We start from the raw sequence: 20977 nt of genomic DNA, 5'->3' as shown, positions 1-20977 counted from the left end.
CTTGTTCTTGTCTGAATCGATATGGCCCGTACCCCCCGGCTGGCGATTCTCTATTCGCCAACCGCAGAACGCAAAAGGGAAGGCCGCAGCGCCGCGACGCAATGTTTGTTATTTGATGCGCTACAGCAGCTGAAAATTTAACAAACTTTCAGAGCCGACTTTCCGCGCTGCTGTGCACAGCCGCATCAGGTATTGGTGTTCTAGACGGCACCCAGCGCGCGAGTGCGGCGCGCAAAGTTGCACGGCTGAAAGGCTTGCCGAGGTAGTCGTCCATGCCGGCGACCAGACAAGCTTCGCGGGCGGCGCTTGTGGTGTCGGCTGTCAATGCGATCACGGGGATGTGGCGGCCTGCGCCTTCGCGCCGCCGCCACTCGGTGGTGGCGGTGAAGCCATCCATCACGGGCATGCGGCAGTCCATCAACACGACGTCGTAGGCGCTTCGTTCCAGCATCTCGAGGGCATGCTGCCCGTCGTGAGCTGTGTCTACTTCGACCCCGAGAGAAGTCAGCATGCCTTCGGCCACATCGCGATTGAGCGCCTGATCTTCCACGACCAGCACGCGCACGCCCGGCGCAAGCGGCTGCGTCGGCATCGGATGTGCGCCAGTGTGCGTGGTATCCGCGCCGGCGTCGCCGATCAGTGTGCGTTGTAGTTGCAGCAGACGAACCGGCTTCGTGACTTCCGCATCCAGCCACAGCAGGTCGCTACGCGGCGTGGGGGCGAGATTGACGAAGCTCGCCAGGCGGATGATGCGCGGTCGAACCGCACGCTCTGCCAGTACGGCCTGCAATTGTTGGACGGCCGTGCCGTCGAGCAGCGAATGGTCGATGACAATGGCGTTGTAAGCAGTGGCGCGTAGCTCGCGCAGTACCTCCGGGAAGCTACCCACATCCGTAGCGTGCGCACCCCACTCATCTAGCGTGTGCGCTAAGAAGCGCCGCACGGATGCGTTGTCGTCGGCGACGAGAACACGCAGGCCGCCGACCTCCGCGAACGGAGTTGGCGTCTGCGCGGACGCATCCGCGAGTTGCAGCGACAGGTCGACGCTGAAGATCGAGCCGGTGCCGGGCGTGCTCACCAATGAGAGTTTGCCGCCCATCAGATCCACGAGTTGACGCGCGATCGCCAGGCCCAAGCCCGTGCCGCCGTAGCGGCGCGTGGTGGACGCATCCTCCTGCACGAACTCCTCGAAGATCCGCGCTTGATTCTCTGCAGCGATGCCGATGCCGGTATCGGCTACGTCGAGGCGCACGTTCAGTTGGTCGCCTTCGATGGTCGGTGTGCCCACGCGCAATGTGACTTCACCGCGATCCGTGAACTTCACGGCATTGCCGCCGAGATTGACGAGGACCTGGCGGAGGCGCACCACATCGACACGGACTCGCGGCAATGGGCGCGGCGGAGTCTCACACAGCAGCTCGATGTTCTTTCCGGCCGCGCGAGCTGCGAGCATCTCCGCGGTCTGCTCCACCAGCAATACTAAATCGCAATCGACTGGCGCGAGCTGCAGGCGCCCGGCTTCGAGCTTCGAGAAATCGAGCACGTCGTCGACGATGGCGAGCAACGAATCGGCGGAGCGGTGAATGCCGTCCGCGAAGCGGCGTTGCACGGTATCGAGTCGCGTATCCAGCAGCAGCTCGCTCAAACCGAGTACGCCGTTCATCGGCGTGCGCAGCTCGTGATTCATGCGCGCCACGAAGTCACTCTTGGCGCGGCTCAGGATCTGTAGCTGAGTATTACGCTCTTCGAGCTCACGCGTGCGGGACAGCACTTCTTCTTCGAGCTTGCGCTTGTACTTCAACTCGCGATTGCGACGCACCTGTTGCAATCGCCACAGATACCCCAGGATCAGGAGCACGATCGCCGCGTAGATCAGGCGCGCGGTCAACGTATTCCACGGAGCTGCGGCGACGTGGACGGGAATCGTCAGATCCTGTTCGCTCCAGACGCCGTCCGCATTGCTCGCGCGCACTCGGAAGATGTACTCGCCCGCGTCCAGGTTCGTGTAAGTCGCGCGGTGCACGGAACCCGCTTCGACCCAGTCGGGATCGAAGCCTTCCAGGCGAAAGCGATAACGATTGTTCGCGGGCGAGATGAAGTCCAGCGCCGCGAACTCGAAGGTCACGAGCTTGTCGTCGTGCTCCAGCGCGAGAGGCCGACCTGATCGAGGGAACTGTGCGAACGACAGGTGCTCGTTGAGGATTGCCACACCCGTGAGCGCCAGCCGCGGCGGCGGAGCAGGCGGCGGTTCAGCATCCGGAAGAAACGCGTTGAATCCGCCGTTGCCGCCGAAATAGAGCGTGCCGTCGCTGCCTCGATAGTGAGCGTTGAAGTTGAACTCGTCTGCTTGCAGGCCGTGCGCCTCGCGGAACAACCGGTTCGAGCCGCTGCGTGGATCGATGCGCACGAGACCATTATTCGTGCTGAGCCACAGATGACCGTGACGATCCGACTCGATGCCGTACACGACCTGACTGGGCATGTTGGACAGGCGCTCGTCTCTGCGAAAGCGCACGGCGTCAGGTTGGTCCGAGCCGCCGATCACGCGATCGAGGCCGCCACCCGCGGTGCCCACCCACAGGGTGCCGGTCGGATCGATGTGGAGCGCATAAACCGTGTCGTCGCTCAGGCTGCTCGGGTCGCGGTCGTTGCGATAGTGATGAAAGCGGCCGGTGCGAGGGTCGAGCAGGTTGAGACCGCCGCCGATGGTGCCGATCCAAAGATTGCCGCGCGCGTCCTCGACGATGGCGCTCGCGCCCGGGTTGCTGAGCGACGTTGCGTCCTCGCCGTGGTGAGGATAGCGAGTCAGGTTGCCGGTCTCGCCGTCGATGCGTGCGAGCCCGCCGCCGTACGTGCCGACCCATACATTTCCGTCGCGCGCTTCGTACACGCACATCACGCCGTCGATGGGCAGAGTTGTCGGATCGTCGGGAACGCTTCGATAGGAGCGCAGCGAGCGGCGCTTCGGATCGAAGCGCGTGAGCCCACCGCTCATGGTGCCGATCCACAGCGCGCCGCCACGATCGTGCAGTAACGCCATGACAGTGTTATCGGCGAGGCGCAGCGGCCCGGGAGACTCGCGCGTATAACGGCGCTCAGTTCGCTTTAGCGTGTCGATTTCGACGAGGCCGTCGGCGGTGCCGACCCACACGGTGCCCGCGCCGTCGTCTGCGAAGGCATTCACCGCGGTGTTCGAGAACAAGCTGCTGCGGTAGTGGCCCAATGTCCAGCTCTTCGGGCTCCAATGACTTGCGCCACCGGCTCGCGTTCCGACCCACAACACGCCGCCGCGATCCTGGTACAGCGACATCACATCGTCGTCGCGGAGACTGTGCTGACTGTCGGCGTCGCGGCCGTAGCGCACGAACGTTTCTGATGCTCGATCGAACAGATTGAGTCCGTCGGAAGTCGCGACCCATAGCCGTTGCGCGTCGTCTTCCAAGAGCGCGCGCACGCGATCGTTGATCGAGCGCGGGTTGTTGGCATCCTGACGGAAAGAGGTGACTTGACCGGTCGTTGGATCGAGACGATGCAGGCCGCGCTCGAACGTGCCGACCCACAACGCGCCCTTGTGATCCTCCAGGATGGCGCGTACCCGCGCACCGTCGAGCGCGCTACCTTGCCCGACGCCGTTGACGAAATCGTTGGTGGCTGGCTCGTAGCGGCTCAGTCCGTGATCCGTGCCGATCCAGAGGCGGCCGGCGCGATCCGAGTAGAGAGCAAACACTCCGTCCGAAGGGAGCGAGCGCGGATTGCCCGGCTCATGGCGGAAATGCCGCGCGCGACCGGTGCGAGGGTCGATAACATCGAGACCCTGCCGTTCGAGGCCGGCCCAGACCATGCCCGCGGCGTCGATGAGCAATGTGCGTACGGCGTCGTCCGCGAGAGAGTCGGGATTGCCGGGATTGTGTCGGAACTGTTGGAAGCGGTCGTTACGCCGGTCCCAACGCGCCACACCGCCGCCACGCGTGGCGAGCCACAGATCGCCGTTCGCATCTTCGGCAACCTTCCAGATGTAGTCGCTCGCGAGCCCGTAATCATTCCCTCGCTCACGGCGATACTCGCGTATCGAGTAACCGTCGTAGCGATCGAGCCCGCTCTCTGTCGCAAGCCACAGGAACCCTTGCGAGTCCTGCAGGATGCTCATCACCGTGCTCTGCGACAGACCGTCGCGCATCGTCAGATGCTCGAAGTACATCGGTCGCACTTCGGGAATGGGAGGCGTCGCATGCGCGGTGGTGAACACCGTGCATGCGAGCAGGGCAGCGATCCATCTGTGCGCGCGATGACGCACGGCTTTGCTACTGTTTATTCCTGCGGAGCCGGCTCGACACCGGAACTGGTCGCCGTGCTGTTGCTCCAGGTGAAGCCTTCGCTCCACGCGTACTGGTTGCTCCAGGTGAACCCGTTACTCCACGTGAAGCCATTGCTCCAGGTAAATCCTTCGCTCCATGTCACTTCGTCACTGCTCGGCGGGCTACCGTCCCACAACAGACCATCGAGCGTCGAGGCCAGCCCCACCAGCAACTGACCCAGCAACGGCAGGCTGCCCAGTGGGCTCAGCAACTGCGTCAACACTCCAGGCTGCTGTTCCACTTCCATGATGTAGTAGTTGCCGTTCTCGTCGCGATTCGCGCGGCCGCCATAGTGTTGCAGGTTCGAGAGATCGGCCACGACATTGAGACCCTGGTTGGCGCAATTCGTAGCCGTGCTGTAGATCGCGTCCTGCGCATTGACGAGCCCGGCGCCTTGCTGGAATACGGTGTAGGCGAGTGTGCCGTCGCGTTTCACGGCGGGCCGCGCGCCGTCCATCAGGCGGCATTTCACGTTGTTCGGCGACAGCCCGGGATTCGCTTGCAGGATCAGCGCGACCACACCGCTCGTGACCGCGGCGGCCTGCGATGTTCCCGACATGGTCATATCCGGATAGCGAGTATCGACCCACTGCGGAAACCTTTGCGCGAGCGTGCCGTCATCGGGCGCATATGCGCGGATGTGACCACCCATGGCGACGACTTCCGGCTTCACGAAGCCCTCGTACGTGGGGCCCGCCGACGAAAACGTTGCGAGCCGATACTTTCCTGGTTCGTATGGGTGATAAGCGTCCGTGACGGCGCCGGCGGTAATGACATACGGATTGTTACCCGGAACTCCGATGGTCATCGGCGCGGGACCCGCGTTGCCTGCGGCAGCCACGACGACGATGCCCGAGGCCCACGCCGCCATGACGGCTTGGTTGAGCGGATCGTCCCAATAGTGCGAACGTACCGGCGCGCTGAGGGAAAGATTCAGCACGCGAATGCCATACGCGAGGCGCTGGTTCATCGCCCACTGAATGCCGGCGATGACGTCGTAATAACGGCCCATACCCTCGCTGTTGAGCACGCGGACCGACACGAGGTTCACGCCGGGCGCGACACCTTGATAGCGGCCGGTCGATGCGATGCCGCTGCTGGCGATGATGGACGAGACGTGCGTGCCGTGACCGTTCAGGTCGTTGATATCGCGGCTGTACTTGTTAAGTGACAGCAGTGGATAAGCCGACGGGTTTTCGCGCGCGAGGATGACGTCGTATTGCGCGAGCACGCGAGGATTGCGGCCCGAGGACGACTGCTGCAACGGCCCTTTCTCCACCCATACGCCGGTGTCGAGCACTGCGACCGTGACACCGTTTCCTGTAACGCCGCCCGTGTGCATCGTGGCCGCGCCGACTTGAGTCGGATAGTAAGTTTCAGGAGGCGCCGTGGTGCTGCTCGATGTGACGGACGCGTCGTCGTACACGCGCAGACCCTCAACGGGTTCTTCCCACAACCTGGCCAGTTCGGTGCTGTCCAGCGCGGCCCCGACCGCTCGGATGATTCCGAGATCGCCGGTGATCTCGCCGCCAGCGCGCGTTACTGCGCGCCGAGCGAGATCGGCACTCGCGGCCTGCACGATGTAGTTCTGGCGTACACCGACGGGAGAACTCTGCGACGGTGGCGGGTTGTCGATTGTACGTACAACGGGATCCGGTGTCGCGACTAGAGATTCCGTGGTTGAAGGCGCGGAAGGAATCTGAGTTGAGGATATTTGTTGTTCACGCGGTAACAGCACCGCGTAAGTGAGTACACCCAAAGCGCCAGCTACGAGTAGCCAGCGGTTGCGCCGAACGACCTTCCCCATCGCTTCCTCCGTATGTCGGCATGCGACAACAATTTCGCGCGTGTTTCTACCGAATGCGCGTCTTTACAACAAGTGAACTAGTAACAAATTGCGGCAAGGGGCAGCGGTCATGCGCTGTCATGATCGTGACGCAACTGCGGCAGCCAGCGCCTTGGCCACTTGTTCTAAGTAGTGTTCCAGAGCAGCACGGCTCTCCGACTCCAACGTGACGAAATCGCGGCGTGCATCCATCGGGTCGGGATTGCGAACGATGTGTCCGGCTTTCACCAGTTCGCGGATGCGACGCAGTGCGGTAGTGGGGGAGATGTGCTCGACCGAGATGCTCAGCGCGGACACGGAAATGCGCTGGCCCGCTTTTTCGGCCCGCAACAACTCACGTAACAAATCCCACGCGACATCGTCCAGCTCACCCAGCGGCTCGACCGCCTCGCGCGGTCGGCGCAAGTGATCCAGCCCGAGCATCGTAATATCGCTGCGAGGCGGCTCGGCCTTACGCGCGATTTGTTCGGGTGGGGGTTGTTTCCACGCGTTCAAAGCAGCCGCCAGCGCTTCGGCCTGCTGCGCGAGCATCGCGGCCTGATCGGTGAGCTGCATGGCGATCTGGTTGCGATCGACGCGCTCGACAGCGGTGCGCACGGCGCTGAGCAGATCTTGAGGGCGCACGGGTTTGACGAGGAAGTCCAGCGCGCCCAGTCTCAGCGCCGCCACCGCGAATTCCACCTCGGGGTAGGCGGTGAGAAAGATGAATCGTGGCACCGAGGATGCGCCCTGAAGCGAGCCGATGCTCTGCAGCAGGGTGATGCCGTCCATCCCTGGCATGTGGATATCACTGATCGCGACTATGATGCCCGGCGTCGTGCGCAGGATCGCGAGCGCCTCCTCGCCGCTATGCGCGGGGAAACACTCGTAACCGCCGGCTTGCAACACCGAGCGGACCCACAGCACCATCGAAGAGTCGTTGTCTATGACAAGAACCCGATTTCTTGCCGTATCAACGTGCGCGCGAGCGTCGGCAGACTGCGATTTCATCCGTGGTCCTGTACCGTATACCTGACCGACAGGTAGACGCGTGCAATGTACCCTAATCCGGACCCACTGCCGACACCACTGATATATGTCACATTCAATGGATCAGCGAGAACCCGGGACTGCCTCCGCAATCGAGCCCGCGGCCAAAGTGCTCGATGTGGATGTATTACATGACCTCCTTGGGAGCCTAAGTCAGCCGGCCGCAGTTGCCGCGATTTATAGCAAGTTCGTTGCCAACGCCGCGGGCTTCATCCGTGAGCTGCGCATTCAGGATGCCGCCGCGCGCATCGAGACGCTGCACACCTTAAAAGGAAGCGCCGCGATGGTCGGGGCTGAACGCCTCGCACAGCTCGCCGCGCGCCTTGAGCCGCAATCGTCCGTTCAGGTTGAGGAGGCCAGCCGGGATCTTGAAGCGGAGCTGGCGCAGTTTCGCTTAGTGGTAGCCGCAAAGCTCGAAGCGCTCGGGTCGCCCCCGCTATTCGAGTCAATTTGACGCAGATTCCAAATCGCGCGGCGCGCTTACAAGTGCGCGGGGCCGATCAGGGTTTCCACGGCTTCCACCAGCGTGTCGTGGAAGGTGCCTTTGACGACGTAGTAACTCGCGCCCGCGTCGAACACGCGCCATCGCAGTTGGAGGTCGTCCTTGTCGCAAGCGATCAAGATGGATATGCCCGACAGGCGCGGATCTCTCCTCATGCGCCTCGCGAGCTGCAGGCCGTCGAGCAGGGGCATCTCCAAGTCCGCGAGCACGAGCTCGAAGTTGCCGGTGAGCACCGCGTACCAGGCCTCGATGCCGTCCGCGGCCATCACTACCTCGTAACCGCGAAACATGAGCAACTTGCGGGCGAGCTCGCGAGTCTCGAGCGAGTCGTCCACCACGAGCACCGCCTGGCCTTTGCCCGGCACTGGGTAGTGTTCCGGCGTCTCGTCCGTCGAGAACAGCGGCGGAGCGGTGGGCGACACTCGGGCCATGCAGTCGAGCAGGTCGACGGCCTGAATCATCATGCCGATCAACTCCTGCTGCAATTCGATCTCGCCGCGCCGGACGGCCGCGCAGCACTCTTCCATCGCGCGAGCCAGCTCGGCCCCCGCTTCGAGTCCGACTGTCTGCGCGGTTCCTTCGAAGGAGCGCGCGGCCGCCGCGCACGCATTGAGTTGTTCGGGAGCGAGAGGATCGCGTGCGAGCGCCATCACGCAATTCGACAGTAGCTGCGCTTGTCTCTGCGCTTGCATCCGCAGCAGTTCGAGCATCACCATGGCTTTTACTTCTCGGCAGGTGACTGATGGTGAGTCGGATTTTGTCCGAGCCGTGGGGAGCGACACGCGATTGTCTGCGTCAATTTGGCGATGATTGACGCGCAGTGGATTACGTCCTGTCGAAACGGCCGCGCTTCGGCCGTCATACCAGGACAGCAGCGCAACCGCGCAGCGGAGGACGACATGCTCTATGCCTTGATGATCTATGAGCGACCCAGCGACTTCGAACGACGCGACCCAGCCGCGGCGGATTCCGTTATCGGCGCGTGGCGCAGTTACTTCCGTGCGGTGTCCGATGCCGGGATCTACGTCGGTGGCAACGCGCTCGACATCCCGGATAACGCCACGACAGTCCGGCTGCGTGATGACAAGCGGCAGATTCAAGACGGCCCTTACGCGAACACCAAGGAACAGCTGGGCGGCGTGATGGTGCTCGAGCTGCCGTCGCTAGACGAGGCGTTGGAGTGGGCCGCGGGATGTCCGGCGGCGTCTTATGGCGCGGTCGAAGTGCGGCCGGTGTCAACGAGTACGGATGAGCGCGTCACTGGTGAACGTCAGCAATGGTGAAATCCATCGCGCGATAGAAGAAGTCGCGCGCGAATCCTATGGACGGCTGATTGCGGTGCTCGCGTCGCGCACGCGCGATGTCGCGGGCGCCGAAGACGCGCTGGCGGACGCGCTCGTAGCCGCGTTGGTCACCTGGCCGCGCGACGGCGTTCCAAAAAGTCCGCAGGGTTGGCTGCTCACCGCCGCGCGCAATCGTCTGCTGGATCGCATTCGGCATCAGCAGGTCCACGATCTGAGCGCGCCAACCCTGGCGTTCATGATGCGCGAGCTCGAAGAGACGCCGGATCCCGAGACGTTGCCGGACGAGCGCCTGAAGCTGCTGTTCGTCTGCGCGCATCCGGCGATCGATCCTGACATGCATACTCCGCTGATGCTGCAGACGGTGCTCGGGCTCGACGCCGTGGCGATCGGTCGGGCGTTGCTGGTGCCGCCGAAAACCATCGGGCAGCGACTGGTGCGCGCCAAGAACAAGATCCGAAAGGCGCGAATCTCATTCGAGCTTCCGTCCGCGAAGCAGATACCGGAGCGGCTCGAAGCAGTGCTGAACGCCATCTACGCCGCGTATGGCAACAGCTGGGAGGATGCGACCGGCGCGGACCATCGCATTGCCGAGCTTGGTCAGGAAGCGATCTGGCTTGCACGCGTGTTACGGGACCAGATTCCAGAGAACGCGGAAGTGCGCGGCTTGCTCGCATTGATGCTTCATTGCGAAGCGCGACGGCCGGCGCGGCGGAGCGCCGATGGGCGTTATGTGCCTTTGTCCGAGCAAGATCCCCGCGAGTGGCAAATATCGCTGATCCACGAGGCTGAGCGCGAGCTCGCGGCAGCGGCGCAGATGCGGACTCTCGGGCGATTCCAGATTGAAGCGGCCATTCAATCGGTTCACGCGGAACGTGCGCATGGAGGCAGCACCAACTGGCTCGCCATCGTTGCGTTCTACGATCAATTATTGCGCGTGGCTCCCTCGATCGGCGCGGCGGTGGCCCGCGCGGCCGCGCATGCTCAGCTGCAAGGCCCTCGAGCTGGATTGATGCTGCTGGATGAGATCGCGGCCGAGACCAGCTCGTATCAACCCTACTGGGCAGTGCGCGCGCACCTGATGCAACAGCTCGGCCGCGTCGAAGACGCGGCGGAAGCGTTTGATCGCGCGATCGAGCTCAGCGGAGACGTCGCAGTTCGGAATTTCCTGATCGGACGACGCGGGCGCCGTTAAGACCCGCAGCGGTTGCTGCGGTGCCGCTAATGGGCGGCGATGCCCTTGCATGTTGTTGCCGCGGCTCGATCTGCAGGAGTACTGCAGATCGGCCCGCCGGCTGGCGTATCGCGTTTGTTTCAGAACGACAAGAACGCGCCGATGTTGATGTTCGTGCTGTCGTTCTCCAGCCCGCTGTGAGCCTCGGCGGTGGTGTCCGTGAACTCGGCGAGCAAGGTGAGATTCTCGGTCAGCGAGTGATACACGCCGACCGTGTATTTCTCGTTGGTCTCGACCAGATCCGACACCACTTCGCCCGAGGCTAGATCGAGATTGCTCTGGCCGAAATTCACGCCCACTTTGGTGTCGCCGATCTTATAAGTGACCTGCGCCAGGAAACCGTCCGAATCGCGCTCCTGGCCGCCGCCCGGCGAGGCGAGCAGATACAGAGCCGTCGTGCCCATGCCCTTGCCGTTGTAGTACCAGCCCATGATTTCCAGGTCGCCGAACGTGAACTTGCCGCCCACGTCGAAGCCTCTGCTGTCGAAATCGTTGGCGTTGACGAGCCCTTCGTGTTTCTGGGCAATGAAGGTCGCCGACACGTAGACGGGACCGTTCTCATACGCGACCTTGGCGTGATAGCCGGGGCTGCCTTCGGGCGTCGGCGCACCCGCGGCGACGGGCTCGAGCGGATCGAAGATGCCGATCGTGAGTTTGAAGCCGCTCAAATCCGGCGTCGTGTAATTGATCTGTCCCAGCCAGTCCGTATAGATGTAACCCAGCCCGATCGAGCCCAGCGACGTGTTGGCCGGCGCCGCATTACCGCCAGGAGTGACCGCGCCGACGCCCGGCAGTGTCATATCGTTCAATATCGCGTCCGCGCCGAACAGACCGATGGCGCGTCCCAGCAGGAAAGTACCCATGCTGTCGTTGCCGAAGGTCATGTACACCTCGCGCATGTCGATGGCGGTGGTGCCAAGCGCGGTGTTCAGCAAACCCGGATCCGCACCTTGCTGCAGATTCGGGCTGCCGTCGTTGGTGCTGATGCCCGGATAAAAACCGAATTTGACGGTCAAATCCAGGCCCTTTTGCGTGGTGGAAGCGCCGATCGCCAGCGCCGCCGGCAGCAGACCGTTGCTGATCGAGGAGGATTTATCTTCGCCCGCCGCGCCGAAACAGGCGAGCCCGCCGCCGACGGGAGCGACTGTCTCTTCCTCGCAGCTGGCATGGATGTAATGAACGTTTACGTTGCCGTTGGCGGTGAGTTTCCAATCGCCGGCGTCGACTTCCACGGCGGCCGCGGGGCGGCCGGCCAGTAAAGCTATAACGACGGTCGCTACCGCGTTCCAGGTCAAATGGTTTGGACCATTCCTGCGCTCTGTCGTCCGCATGGCTTTCCCCCTGGTTTGTTTCGATCGTTCTCACGATCGCTTGTTGGGTTACTATCGTCGCTGCGGAGCACGTCACGGCTCGTCGCTGCATACAGATGTAGCAAGGGCTATGCCATTTGGTTTTGTGCTTGTGCAACGTGCGCGGCGGGTGCGCTTCTACCCGCAATCGGCCTGCTCGAAACATTTGTTTGCAAAATTGCGTAGCGCGTCCCGGCGATCGGGATGTGTCAGTGCGTGACAGTGTTACGTCACAGATGGCACAGTGGCGCACCCGATGGGGCAATTCAAAAGCTAAGGATTTCAAGAATCAGCATGGATCGCCGTACTCTGCTCGCCCTGGCCGCCGGCGCCAGTCTGCCCTCGTTGTCTCCGCAAGCCGCCAGCCGCTCCGGTGTCGTCGTCAACGATGTTTCACAACTGAACCCGATCGAGGTGGCCGAGGAACGGCGGCCGAGATCGACGGACGAGGTGCGGGCGTTATTGCGCTCGTCGAAACAACCGGTCTCGGTGGGCGGCGGTCGCTTCAGCATGGGCGGGCAGATCGCCGCGCCAGATTCGCTGCACCTGGACATGCGCGCCATGAACCAGGTCGTCTGGTTCGATCGGGCGAGCAAACGAATTCGCGTGCAGGCGGGCATGCGCTGGCGGGATATCCAGGACGTCGTCGATCCCGCCGATCTGTCGATCCGCATCATGCAGAGCTACAGCAATTTCACGGTCGGCGGCTCGGTGTCGGTGAATTGCCATGGAAGATATGTGGGCCGCGGGCCGCTCGTGAACGCAGTGCAAGCGGTGCAACTCGTGACTTTCGAAGGGCAGGTGCTGGAACTGTCGCGCACGCGGGATGCCGAGTTGTTTGGAGCAGTGTTCGGCGGCTATGGCGGGCTCGGCGCGATCACGGAAGTCGAGCTCGAACTGGACGACAACGTTCGCATCGAGCGCGTGGTCGAGCGAGTGCCGCTGGAGAGTTATCCCAGTTTCTTTCGCAACCGCGTGGAGAAAGAATCCAACGTGCTTTTACACAACGCCGATCTGACGCCGCCCAACTTCGATGCGCCGGTGGCGGTGAGCTGGGTTCGCACCGACAAGCCGGTCACGATCGCGGCTCGACTGGTGTCGCGAGGGTTGAATTACGGCAAGGAACAGAACGCGATCTGGGCGATCACCGAATTGCCGGGCGGCGATCGTTTGCAGCACTTCGTCAAAGAGCGCGAGCAGAGCAAGAGCGCGGTCGTGTGGCGAAACTTCGAAGCGAGCCTGGATACTGCTTCGCTCGAACCTCGCACGCGCATGTTCTCGACCTATCTGCTGCAGGAATATTTCATCCCCGTGCGGAATTTCATCACCTTTGCCCGGACGATGGCCAAGGTGCTCGTCGACCGGCGAGTGGAAGCGCTGAACGTGTCGATCCGACACTCGCCGCCAGACACTGTGTCGTTGATGAAGTGGGCTCCGACGGAAGTGTTTTCGTTCGTGCTCTATTACAAACAACGCATGACGGATGAGTCGAGCGCGCGTGTGCGCCTGGACGCGTGAGCTGATCGGCGCGGCGCTCGCAAACGGCGGTCGCTACTATCTGCCCTATAGATTGGATGCGGAGCGCGAGCAATTCGATCGGGCGTATCCCGAGGCGAAAATGTTTGCTCAGCTGAAGTCGCGAATCGATCCCCGGAGCCGGTTCACGAACCAGCTCTGGAACCAATATCTGCGCGCTACTCGATGATCACCGGCTCGTGATCGCTGGGGCCGATGCGGCCGAGCAACGGCAGCTTCAGCGATAAGCTCAGCGGATCCACGCCGAACGTGAGGCCCAACAGGTTCAGCTCGACGCCTTCTTCCCAACCGGCGGCGACGCCCGCGACTCCGAGCACGCTGACTTGTCCGCCCGTGCCGCTCGGCGTGAGCCCCACTGGCATGAGCCCGAGATAGTCTTTGCCGATCGCCGTCGGCGGCAAGTCGACGCGCAACTCCGGCACGTCTCTCAAAACGAACGCGGTGAACGTGTTCGAGTTGGGACCGGGCCAGATGCGGTAAGTGTCGGCGTACGGGTAGTTCTGCACGGCCGTTTCGATGCGTTCGATCAATGCGTCCACGCCCGGCCCGCGCACATCTTTTAGCAATTCTGGCTCAGCGCCGAACCAGCGCCCATCCGGCGGCCGAACGCGCGAGACGACCGCAGTCCCATTTCGTCGCAGCCGATAACCAATGACCTCGTGCACCGTGAACTCGTCGGCGCCGCTGCGTTTCACCGCGATCCATGTATGCACGCCGAAATATCCGCGCCAGCTGATGGTGCGTGCCGCGTACACCTGCACGACGGCTTCGGGTGTCACCGCTGGATCGGGCGCAAGGCCGACGGGTTCGCGACTCGCGGTCCGCCAGTCGTTGCCACTGAGCCGTCCCGATGCACCCAGGTAGGTCGCCGAGCAAGCCGCATACAGCGGCAAGAGTAAAATCAGCCAGCCGATTCGACGGCGTTTGGTGTTCATCGTTGGTGCTCCCGCTGCGGGTAGCGTCCGGCATTTCGAGTGCCATTGCAAATGATCGCAGGCTTCACGGGCAGCGCCCGTGAAGCCTGACAGAAATGTCAGTTTCGACGTTGCTCCTCGACCGGCAGCAGGAAGTGCTTGAAGGTCCACTCGGCGACGCGATCGCCTTGCGTGCGGGCGGCTTCGTCGGCGAACCGGAAATGAATCCCGAGATAGACGCGGGCATCGACGACATCGCGCGCGGCGTCCGAGAACCTTTCGTAATGCCGCACCTTCTTCTCGACGTTGGGCGCGAGACTCGTCACTTCGAAGATCATGCGATCGCGACCGAAGAACATCGCGAGCGTGCGAGTCATCGCGGCAGTCACATTGTTCGCACCCGAGGTGTAGTCCGGATAGTTGGGCGTGTTCACCAGCGGCTGCCAGTTGGCGTCGCCCACGGTCTGCGCATTCGGGTCGTTGTCACCTTCGCGGATGGCGGTCAGCGGACGCCAGAAGGCGTAGTGTTTCTTGCTATCCCAACTGGCGATCACGGCGTCGGCCGTTGCGATGTTGGCGAGCGCAAACAGCCGGGCGGTGTCGCCGATCCGGTCGATATGTTTGGTCGAGAGGGTCCGCAGCGCGCGATTCCATTGCGCGAAGATGTTGTCGTTATAGAAATAGGCGAGGTCGGTCTGCGCGGGAGTGCGCGAGCTGTTGAGCAACGCGCCCAAAGCCTTCACTTCGTCGTAGTCCCGGCGATAACGCTCGCTGCTCAGGGCCGGCGGCGGCTCCGGGCGAAATCGTTTCGGGCTGGTCAGCGTGAAGGGATCGGCCGCGGACATCCAGGGCGCGACCATCGGGGAGTGAGGCGCCGGCGCCGGGGGCGTGCCTTGGAAAGAATCGGTCGGACGCCATACGCCGGCATCCGTGCCGCCCATGAACGGAGGCGGCAACGGCTCGGGCGCGAGGCGGCGCAGGGGCAGGATGCCCGCAGCGACCTTTTGGCCCACGGTCAAACCCGGGTCGTCCGTGAGACCATTGTTTGCAAGATAGTTGTGATAAGTGGCGTCGAGCGTTGCGGCCTGGGCGGGATACATGCCGACCAGCACGTCGTGAGCCGCCGCCGCGACCGCCGCTGAACGGCTGCCTTTAGCGCCGCGAACCTCCATGTGATAAGGCTCGAAGCGTCGCTCGATGGCTTGCACCGCATCGTGCACGGCGATCTGGACCAGCGCGGTATCCAGCGATCCCACCGGACCGGGCCGGCCGGCGGCCACGGCGGTCATGGTGATTTCGTTCCAGTCCGTCACCGCATCGGCGGCGACCGGCCCGGCCCAGGATACGAACGCGCACACACTGGCGGCCAACAGGCCTCGGAGTCTAGTCATCGTCTTCTCCCAAAAGTGGTTGTGGATGGTCGACGCCGGGCAACTTAGGCTCGGCGCGTGGCAGCGGCCGTGGTAAAAACCATGGGAATTGGAGGGCTCGTGACCGACCATCCTGTCCAATTGCGGCTGCTGGGTCGGCTGACGCTGTGGAAGCAGGGCGTCGACATTCCCTTGCCCTCTTCCCGCAAGGTGCGCGGGCTGTTGGCGCTGCTGGCGGTGACGTCGGGCCCGTTGCCGCGCAGTCGCGTTTGTGACTTGCTGTGCGATTCGTCCAGCGATCCACGCGGTGAGTTGCGCTGGTGTTTGAGCAAGCTCAGGGCAGTGCTCGACGGTTCATCGAAGCAGCGGGTCGATGCCGCCGGCGACGCGGTCGCGCTCGACCTTTCCGATTGCTATGTGGATACGAAGCAGATCGCGCTCATCAGGGAGCCCGGCCTCGAAACGTTGAATGTTTCTCAACTGCGCGAGTTGAGCGATCTCTACAGCGGAGATTTCGCCGCCGGGCTGGAGCTCGATCGCAATCCCGAATTCGCCAGCTGGCTCAGCGCCCAACGGCGTCGGTTCCGTGCGGATCATGTCGCTGTCCTCGAACAGCTGGTCGTGCGTTACGGCGAGGAGTATCAGAGCGAAGCCTTTGCCAGTCTGGAAAAATGGTTGCAGCTCGCGCCCTTCGATCGGCGTGCTCACGAACTGCTGCTGCAGCGGCTGCTACAGGCTGGCAGGATCAAGGAAGGGGAGGCGCACCTCGAAGCCACCATTCGGCTGTTCGAAGCCGAAGGTGTGGACTGGATGTCGATTCGTGAATGCTGGCGCGCCGCGCGCCAGAAAAGAATGCAGGAAGGACCGGAGGTCGTGCAGCTCTCGTCGCCGCCACCGGTCGAAACAAAACCGGAGACCCCGAGCATTGCAGGATCGTTCGGCCCGCGTCGCGCGTCGATCTGCGTCATGCCCTTCAGCGATCGCTCGCTGGAGCCGGGTGCTCGCGGCGGGCTGGCCGACTGGCTCACCGAAGACATCATCACTCGACTCGCCAAGCTGCGCGTGCTGTTCGTGATCGCTCGGGGCAGTGTGTTCTCACTGTGCGAACGGAATGTTCCGCCCGAAGAGGCGGCTCGCCTGCTCAAAGTCGACTACGTCGCGAGCGGCTCGGTCCGGCGCTATCAAGGACGGCTCAACGTTACCGCGCAGCTCGCCGAAGCAGCCACGGGCCGGATCGTGTGGGCGGACGATTTCAGTTACAGCCTGGACGCCGCGTTCGATGTGCTCGACGAGATCGGCAATCGCATCGTGATTTCCCTCGCGGGCCAGATAGAAACCGCTGAACGCAATCGCGCCGTGCTCAAGCCGCCCAGCAGTCTCGATGCGTGGGAGGCTTATCATCGCGGGCTGTGGCACATGTATCGTTTCAACGCCGAGGACAATCGGCACGCAGCCCATTTCTTTCAGCTCGCGGTGAAGCAGGATCGCACCTTTGCACGCGCGCACGCCGGCCTGTCGTTCACGCATTTCCAGAATGTGTTCCTACACTGGAGCGCGGAGCGAGATCGTGAGATCGAACGCGCTTACGCTGCCGCCGCCGACAGCATCGTCGCCGACGATCTCGACCCCGCTGCTCATTGGGCCATGGGCAGGGCGCTATGGCTGCGCGGACATGTCGACGATTCCGTCCTCGAGCTGCAGCGTTCGGTGGGGCTGAGTCCGAACTTCGCGCTGGGTCACTACACGTTGGGATTCGTGCAGAGCCAGGAAGGGGACGCGCAAAGCGCCATCGAATCCAGCGACATCTCGCGTCAGCTCAGCCCCTTCGATCCTCTCATGTTCGCCATGCTCGCCTCGCGCGCGATCGCCTTGTTCCGACTGCAGCGATATGAAGAAGCGGCAGATTGGGCGAGCAAGGCGGCCGTGCGCCCGAACGCGCATGTGAACGTTCAGGCTGTGGCAGTGAACTGTCTCGCCGCCGCGGGCAGGCTCGATGAAGCTCGGGCGCAGGTTGTCGTGCTTCGCCGCGCAGCGCCCGACTACGGCATCGACGATTTTTTCCGGGCGTTCCGCTTTCCGGCCGAGACTCGTGAATCGTTCCGGCGCTCGGCTGCGAAAGTGGGGCTCTAAGCGATCCGGTTATCATTTGATAACGATCGGCGAACGATTGGTCTTGAACTGATTTGCGGCTCCCGGCACGATTCGTCCCGTGAGCGCCGAAGCGACCAATCAGAATTCACTCACGCTAGGTGAGCTGCTGTACGCCAATCCGGCGATCGCTCGTGTCTCCGAAAAGGAGTGGCTCGCGCTCACTCGCGCCATCGCCGCCGGAGACGAAGCGGCGCTGCGTTCACTCTACGAGAAGACTCATTCACTGGTGTTCACCTATGTCCTGCGGCTGACCGGCGACCGCGCGCTGACCGAAGAGTTGGTGCTCGACGTGTTTCAAACGATCTGGTGTGAAGCGCCGGTTTTCGACGGCGCCGACGGGCCGGTGCTCGGCTGGATCATGCGGCGGGCCCGTTCCCACGCTCTGAATCATCCTCGCGCCGGCAAGCCGCCGGGTCGCGATTCCGAGCAGATCGTCGAGAGCCTGCGACTACAGCATGCGCTCGATGCATTGTCCCTGCCTGAACGCAAGGTCATCGAAGCTACCCTTCTGAACGGCTCGTCCTACGCGGAATTGGCGGCTCAGAATGGCGAGCCGGTCGGAACCATCAGGAGCCGGATCCGTTCCGGACTTGCCAGGCTGCAGCAGGCGTTCCAAGACCGAGGTGAAAATTCATGAGCTCGTCATCGCGCAACGATCGATGCGAGCGCAGAGATCTAGTGCCCTCATATGCGTTGGCTGCGCTGGACTCCAATGAAACCGAGCTGATGGCCGCGCATCTGCCCACGTGCGCGGAGTGTCAGCAGGAGTACTACTCGCTGGGCGCGCTCGCCGGCGCATTGACGGCGTGGCGCACTCAGACCCTGCCGCCTCCCGCTCCGCTTTGGAACAGCCTTGCCGAGCGGATCGCCAACTTGCCGCAGAAAAAGTCCGCGGTGCCTCCGGCGCCGCAGGTCGCATGGTCCGGTGCGCAGGACTGGCAAGAGCCGCAATGGCAGGAAGCCGCTCCTGGCATCACCTGCAAGCTGTTGTCCACCGATACCGAAAGCGATCGAGTGAGCATGCTCGTGCGGCTTGCTCCCGGCGTTGCCTATCCACCCCATCGCCACGCGGGTGTCGAGGAGCTGTACTTGCTCGAGGGCGAACTGTGGATCGAAGACCGCAAGCTCTATCCCGGCGACTACAACAGAGCCGAGCCCGGCACCGCGGATCAGCGGGTTTATAGCGAGACCGGGTGCATGTGCCTGTTGATCACGTCGCCATCGGATCAGCTGCGCTGAACTGACCGTCAGCAAAGGCAGGGCCGGCGCGGCCCTGCAAGTTGCAGCTCGCTATTTCACTTCGATGGACACGCTGCCTGGCTCGCTGCGCTGGTAGCCGTCCCACACGGATACGAACAACTTCAGCTCCGTGCCTTTGGGAACAGTGCTCAACGCGGCCGCATCGGCCACCGTGATCACACCCGTGTTCGGATCGATGGCGAATATTCCTCCCGAGGAATATTCCGTTTGCCACAGCGAGAACGGCGTGTCGGTGTCAGCATCGCTTGCGCTCGCGGTTCCAACCACCGTTCCTGCGGGCGCATTCGCGGAGATCGACAAGAACTGATGCACGACCTCGGCTCGGTCGTTACGCACATAGCGTTGCAGCCACTGCATCGCTGGACGCTCGGCGCCATTCTCATAAACGAGCCATGCGCCCTGGGCCGTTCGCCAGTGTCCTGGTCGATAGCCCCACAACGTAATGCCGTGCACGGCTGGATGCTCCCAGAACACCGGGAAGATCTTTTGATAGCCGGCGAGTTGCACCGGATCGTCGTTGCCATCGACATCCAACTCGGTGACGTAGATCGGCAATGCGGTCTTGCTCGCGAGATAGTCCAGGTTGGCGCGAAGGTTAGGCATCGGCGCCGGCTCGGTGGTCGAGAAGGCGTGGCCCTGAATGCCGACGAGATCGATCAGCCCGCGCGCCTTCAGCAACTTGACGATGCCGACGTAGGTTCTAACCGCATTGCCGTCGTTGACGATGCTGTAATCGTTGAGCATCAACTTGGCGTTCGGGAAATATTCGCGCGCCAGCGCGAATGCGTTGACGATCCAGTCCCAGCCAGTTGCGCCAGCGCCGCCGAGCGCCTCGTAATAGTTGCCACAGCCGCCACACGATTGGCCCGGCGGCGTGTTGGCCGGCGCGAGCGGCGGATCGTGCAGAGGTTCGTTGACGACCTCGATCTGTTCCAGATCGGGATAACGCGCGGCGATGGCGGCGTACCATTCACGCAGCTCTTCGAGCTGTTCGGCGGGCGGCAGATTCTGCATCCATTCCGGTTGCTGATTGCCCCACACCAGCACGTGCCACTTGAAAACAAATCCGTTACTGCGGGCCATCTGATACGCGGCATCGGCCTGCGTCCAGTCCATCACGTCGCGAGTGCTCTCGACCGATGCCCACTTGCCGCCGTTCTCCGGCGTAACTTGATTCCAGTACGCGGCGAAGTTCGCGGTCTGCGCCGGACTATGAGCACTGCCCAAATACTTGGGCTTGCCAGTCGCGATCGGCGGACCGGGTGGCGTGTACGGCGGGGGAGGCGGCGGCGGTGGTGTGCCGGTCGCGGCGGAGCCGGTGTCCAGATTGTTCACCGTGTACCACGAGCCCTGACGGCCGAAGGCAAACTTATCGATGAAGTTGCCGGTCTCGCGCCCGCCGGCGGAAAAGACCTGCGTCAGATTGCCTTCGGGCACCGTCCAGGTCGCGGGTCCGGCAAAGCCCGTGAGTCTGAACCATTTGAAAACATTGGTCGTGGCCGGACCCCCATTGCGAACCGTGTCAGCCGGCGTGGTGAAGCCGCCGCCATCGACCTGATTGACCAGCACCCACTGACCGGTGCCGACTTTGTCGCCGAAGCCGTTGCCGATGTAGAAGCTATCGTCGCTGCCGCCCATCGGGCCGACGCGGAAGCGGGCGTAGAGATCGTAATTGCCAGCGGCGGGAAACGTGACCGAGTAGGTCAGCGCGCCCTCGGCGTTGGCGGGCGGGCCGAAGCCCGGTGAATCGTTGACGATGGTAACGTAGGTGGCGCCGTCCGCGGTTCCGACGGCGTAAGCAGAGCTGATAGTGGCTGATTCGGCTTCGACAATGACGGGCTCGGTCTGCGCCACGGCGGCGATCGGCACGGCCCAGAACACACACGCACTCAGCAACGCACGAGAATCCATGCTCATGGTCTATCCCCCAGGAATTATTGTGCAGCGTTGAAACTGTCGGGCGGCCCAACGCTAGCACCAATCCGGGACGCTTGGTAGCGGTATCATCGCGGCGAATCGGCAGCCGCGGCCGGTCGAGTTCACGGGCGTGTCGCAAACGTTTGCTAAAACGCAAATGACGATCCGCTAAACTATCCCGCCGCCCCCGGCTCTTCAGTCCAGGATCGATCG

General features: G+C 62.9%; 16 protein-coding genes. 8 read left to right on the top strand and 8 right to left on the bottom strand.

Translation table 11 applies throughout. The features are described from left to right. Positions 1-148: 148 nt before the first annotated feature. The 3 genes from VGD45_RS01120 to VGD45_RS01110 all read right to left on the bottom strand — a co-directional run bounded on the left by VGD45_RS01120 (position 149) and on the right by VGD45_RS01110 (position 7191). On the bottom strand, positions 149-4294 hold the full coding sequence (locus tag VGD45_RS01120) for a hybrid sensor histidine kinase/response regulator (RefSeq protein ID WP_331153420.1): 4146 nt from the start codon (positions 4292-4294) through the stop codon (positions 149-151). 14 nt (positions 4295-4308) lie between these two features. Continuing rightward, entirely contained in the window at positions 4309-5934 is a 1626-nt protein-coding gene (locus VGD45_RS01115) for a S8 family peptidase (RefSeq protein WP_331153419.1), read from the bottom strand. Positions 5935-6279: 345 nt separating this feature from the next. Beyond that, a complete protein-coding gene (locus VGD45_RS01110; RefSeq protein ID WP_331153418.1) occupies positions 6280-7191 on the bottom strand; it encodes a response regulator in 912 nt (303 codons plus the stop codon). A gap of 97 nt (positions 7192-7288) precedes the next feature. Between VGD45_RS01110 and VGD45_RS01105 the strand changes: the two genes are divergently transcribed. After that, positions 7289-7684, top strand: coding sequence for an Hpt domain-containing protein (locus VGD45_RS01105; protein ID WP_331153417.1), 396 nt, complete (start codon positions 7289-7291; stop codon positions 7682-7684). 26 nt (positions 7685-7710) lie between these two features. On the opposite strand, the gene VGD45_RS01100 is transcribed toward VGD45_RS01105, so the two are convergent. Beyond that, complete coding sequence (locus VGD45_RS01100; protein WP_331153416.1) at positions 7711-8448, bottom strand: response regulator; 738 nt, start codon at positions 8446-8448, stop codon at positions 7711-7713. 183 nt (positions 8449-8631) lie between these two features. Here VGD45_RS01100 and VGD45_RS01095 point away from each other — a divergent pair, with 183 nt between their 5' ends. Together VGD45_RS01095 and VGD45_RS01090 are read left to right on the top strand one after the other, a co-directional pair. Further along, a complete protein-coding gene (locus VGD45_RS01095) occupies positions 8632-9015 on the top strand; it encodes a YciI family protein (RefSeq protein WP_331153415.1) in 384 nt (127 codons plus the stop codon). After that, complete coding sequence (locus VGD45_RS01090; RefSeq protein WP_331153414.1) at positions 8981-10228, top strand: RNA polymerase sigma factor; 1248 nt, start codon at positions 8981-8983, stop codon at positions 10226-10228. Before VGD45_RS01095 ends, VGD45_RS01090 begins: the two co-directional genes overlap by 35 nt. A 119-nt stretch (positions 10229-10347) precedes the next feature. Here VGD45_RS01090 and VGD45_RS01085 read toward each other — a convergent pair whose 3' ends face one another. Further along, positions 10348-11598: a porin gene (locus VGD45_RS01085; protein ID WP_331153413.1), complete on the bottom strand. Its 1251-nt coding sequence runs from the start codon at positions 11596-11598 to the stop codon at positions 10348-10350. 312 nt (positions 11599-11910) lie between these two features. Here VGD45_RS01085 and VGD45_RS01080 point away from each other — a divergent pair, with 312 nt between their 5' ends. Continuing rightward, positions 11911-13134, top strand: a complete 1224-nt coding sequence (locus VGD45_RS01080) for an FAD-binding oxidoreductase (protein WP_331153412.1) — start codon at positions 11911-11913, stop codon at positions 13132-13134. Continuing rightward, on the top strand, positions 13115-13321 hold the full coding sequence (locus VGD45_RS01075) for a hypothetical protein (protein ID WP_331153411.1): 207 nt from the start codon (positions 13115-13117) through the stop codon (positions 13319-13321). Before VGD45_RS01080 ends, VGD45_RS01075 begins: the two co-directional genes overlap by 20 nt. Here the strand turns inward: VGD45_RS01075 and VGD45_RS01070 are convergent. Both VGD45_RS01070 and VGD45_RS01065 read right to left on the bottom strand, forming a co-directional pair. Beyond that, positions 13311-14087 carry a DUF3750 domain-containing protein gene (locus tag VGD45_RS01070; RefSeq protein ID WP_331153410.1) on the bottom strand — a complete coding sequence of 259 codons (777 nt, stop codon included), beginning with the start codon at positions 14085-14087 and terminating at the stop codon, positions 13311-13313. The genes VGD45_RS01075 and VGD45_RS01070 overlap by 11 nt on opposite strands. A gap of 98 nt (positions 14088-14185) precedes the next feature. Then, the gene (locus VGD45_RS01065; protein WP_331153409.1) at positions 14186-15457 is read right to left on the bottom strand and encodes a hypothetical protein; all 1272 of its coding nucleotides are present in this window, start codon (positions 15455-15457) and stop codon (positions 14186-14188) included. Positions 15458-15556: 99 nt separating this feature from the next. On the opposite strand from VGD45_RS01065, the gene VGD45_RS01060 reads away from it, so the two are divergent. From VGD45_RS01060 to VGD45_RS01050, 3 genes are all read left to right on the top strand, one after another. Then, on the top strand, positions 15557-17566 hold the full coding sequence (locus VGD45_RS01060; RefSeq protein ID WP_331153408.1) for a BTAD domain-containing putative transcriptional regulator: 2010 nt from the start codon (positions 15557-15559) through the stop codon (positions 17564-17566). Positions 17567-17645: 79 nt separating this feature from the next. Next, positions 17646-18224, top strand: a complete 579-nt coding sequence (locus tag VGD45_RS01055) for a sigma factor-like helix-turn-helix DNA-binding protein (protein ID WP_331153407.1) — start codon at positions 17646-17648, stop codon at positions 18222-18224. Then, on the top strand, positions 18221-18826 hold the full coding sequence (locus tag VGD45_RS01050) for a cupin domain-containing protein (RefSeq protein ID WP_331153406.1): 606 nt from the start codon (positions 18221-18223) through the stop codon (positions 18824-18826). The genes VGD45_RS01055 and VGD45_RS01050 overlap by 4 nt, the downstream gene beginning before the upstream one ends. Before the next feature lie 51 nt (positions 18827-18877). Here the strand turns inward: VGD45_RS01050 and VGD45_RS01045 are convergent, their stop codons facing one another. Further along, complete coding sequence (locus tag VGD45_RS01045) at positions 18878-20764, bottom strand: endo-1,4-beta-xylanase (protein WP_331153405.1); 1887 nt, start codon at positions 20762-20764, stop codon at positions 18878-18880. Positions 20765-20977: the final 213 nt, after the last annotated feature.

This window comes from Steroidobacter sp. (assembly GCF_036402275.1).
Classification (GTDB): Bacteria; Pseudomonadota; Gammaproteobacteria; order Steroidobacterales; family Steroidobacteraceae; genus Steroidobacter.
Note: the sequence above shows the minus strand (reverse complement) of the source record. Positions and strands in the feature narration are given on the sequence as shown.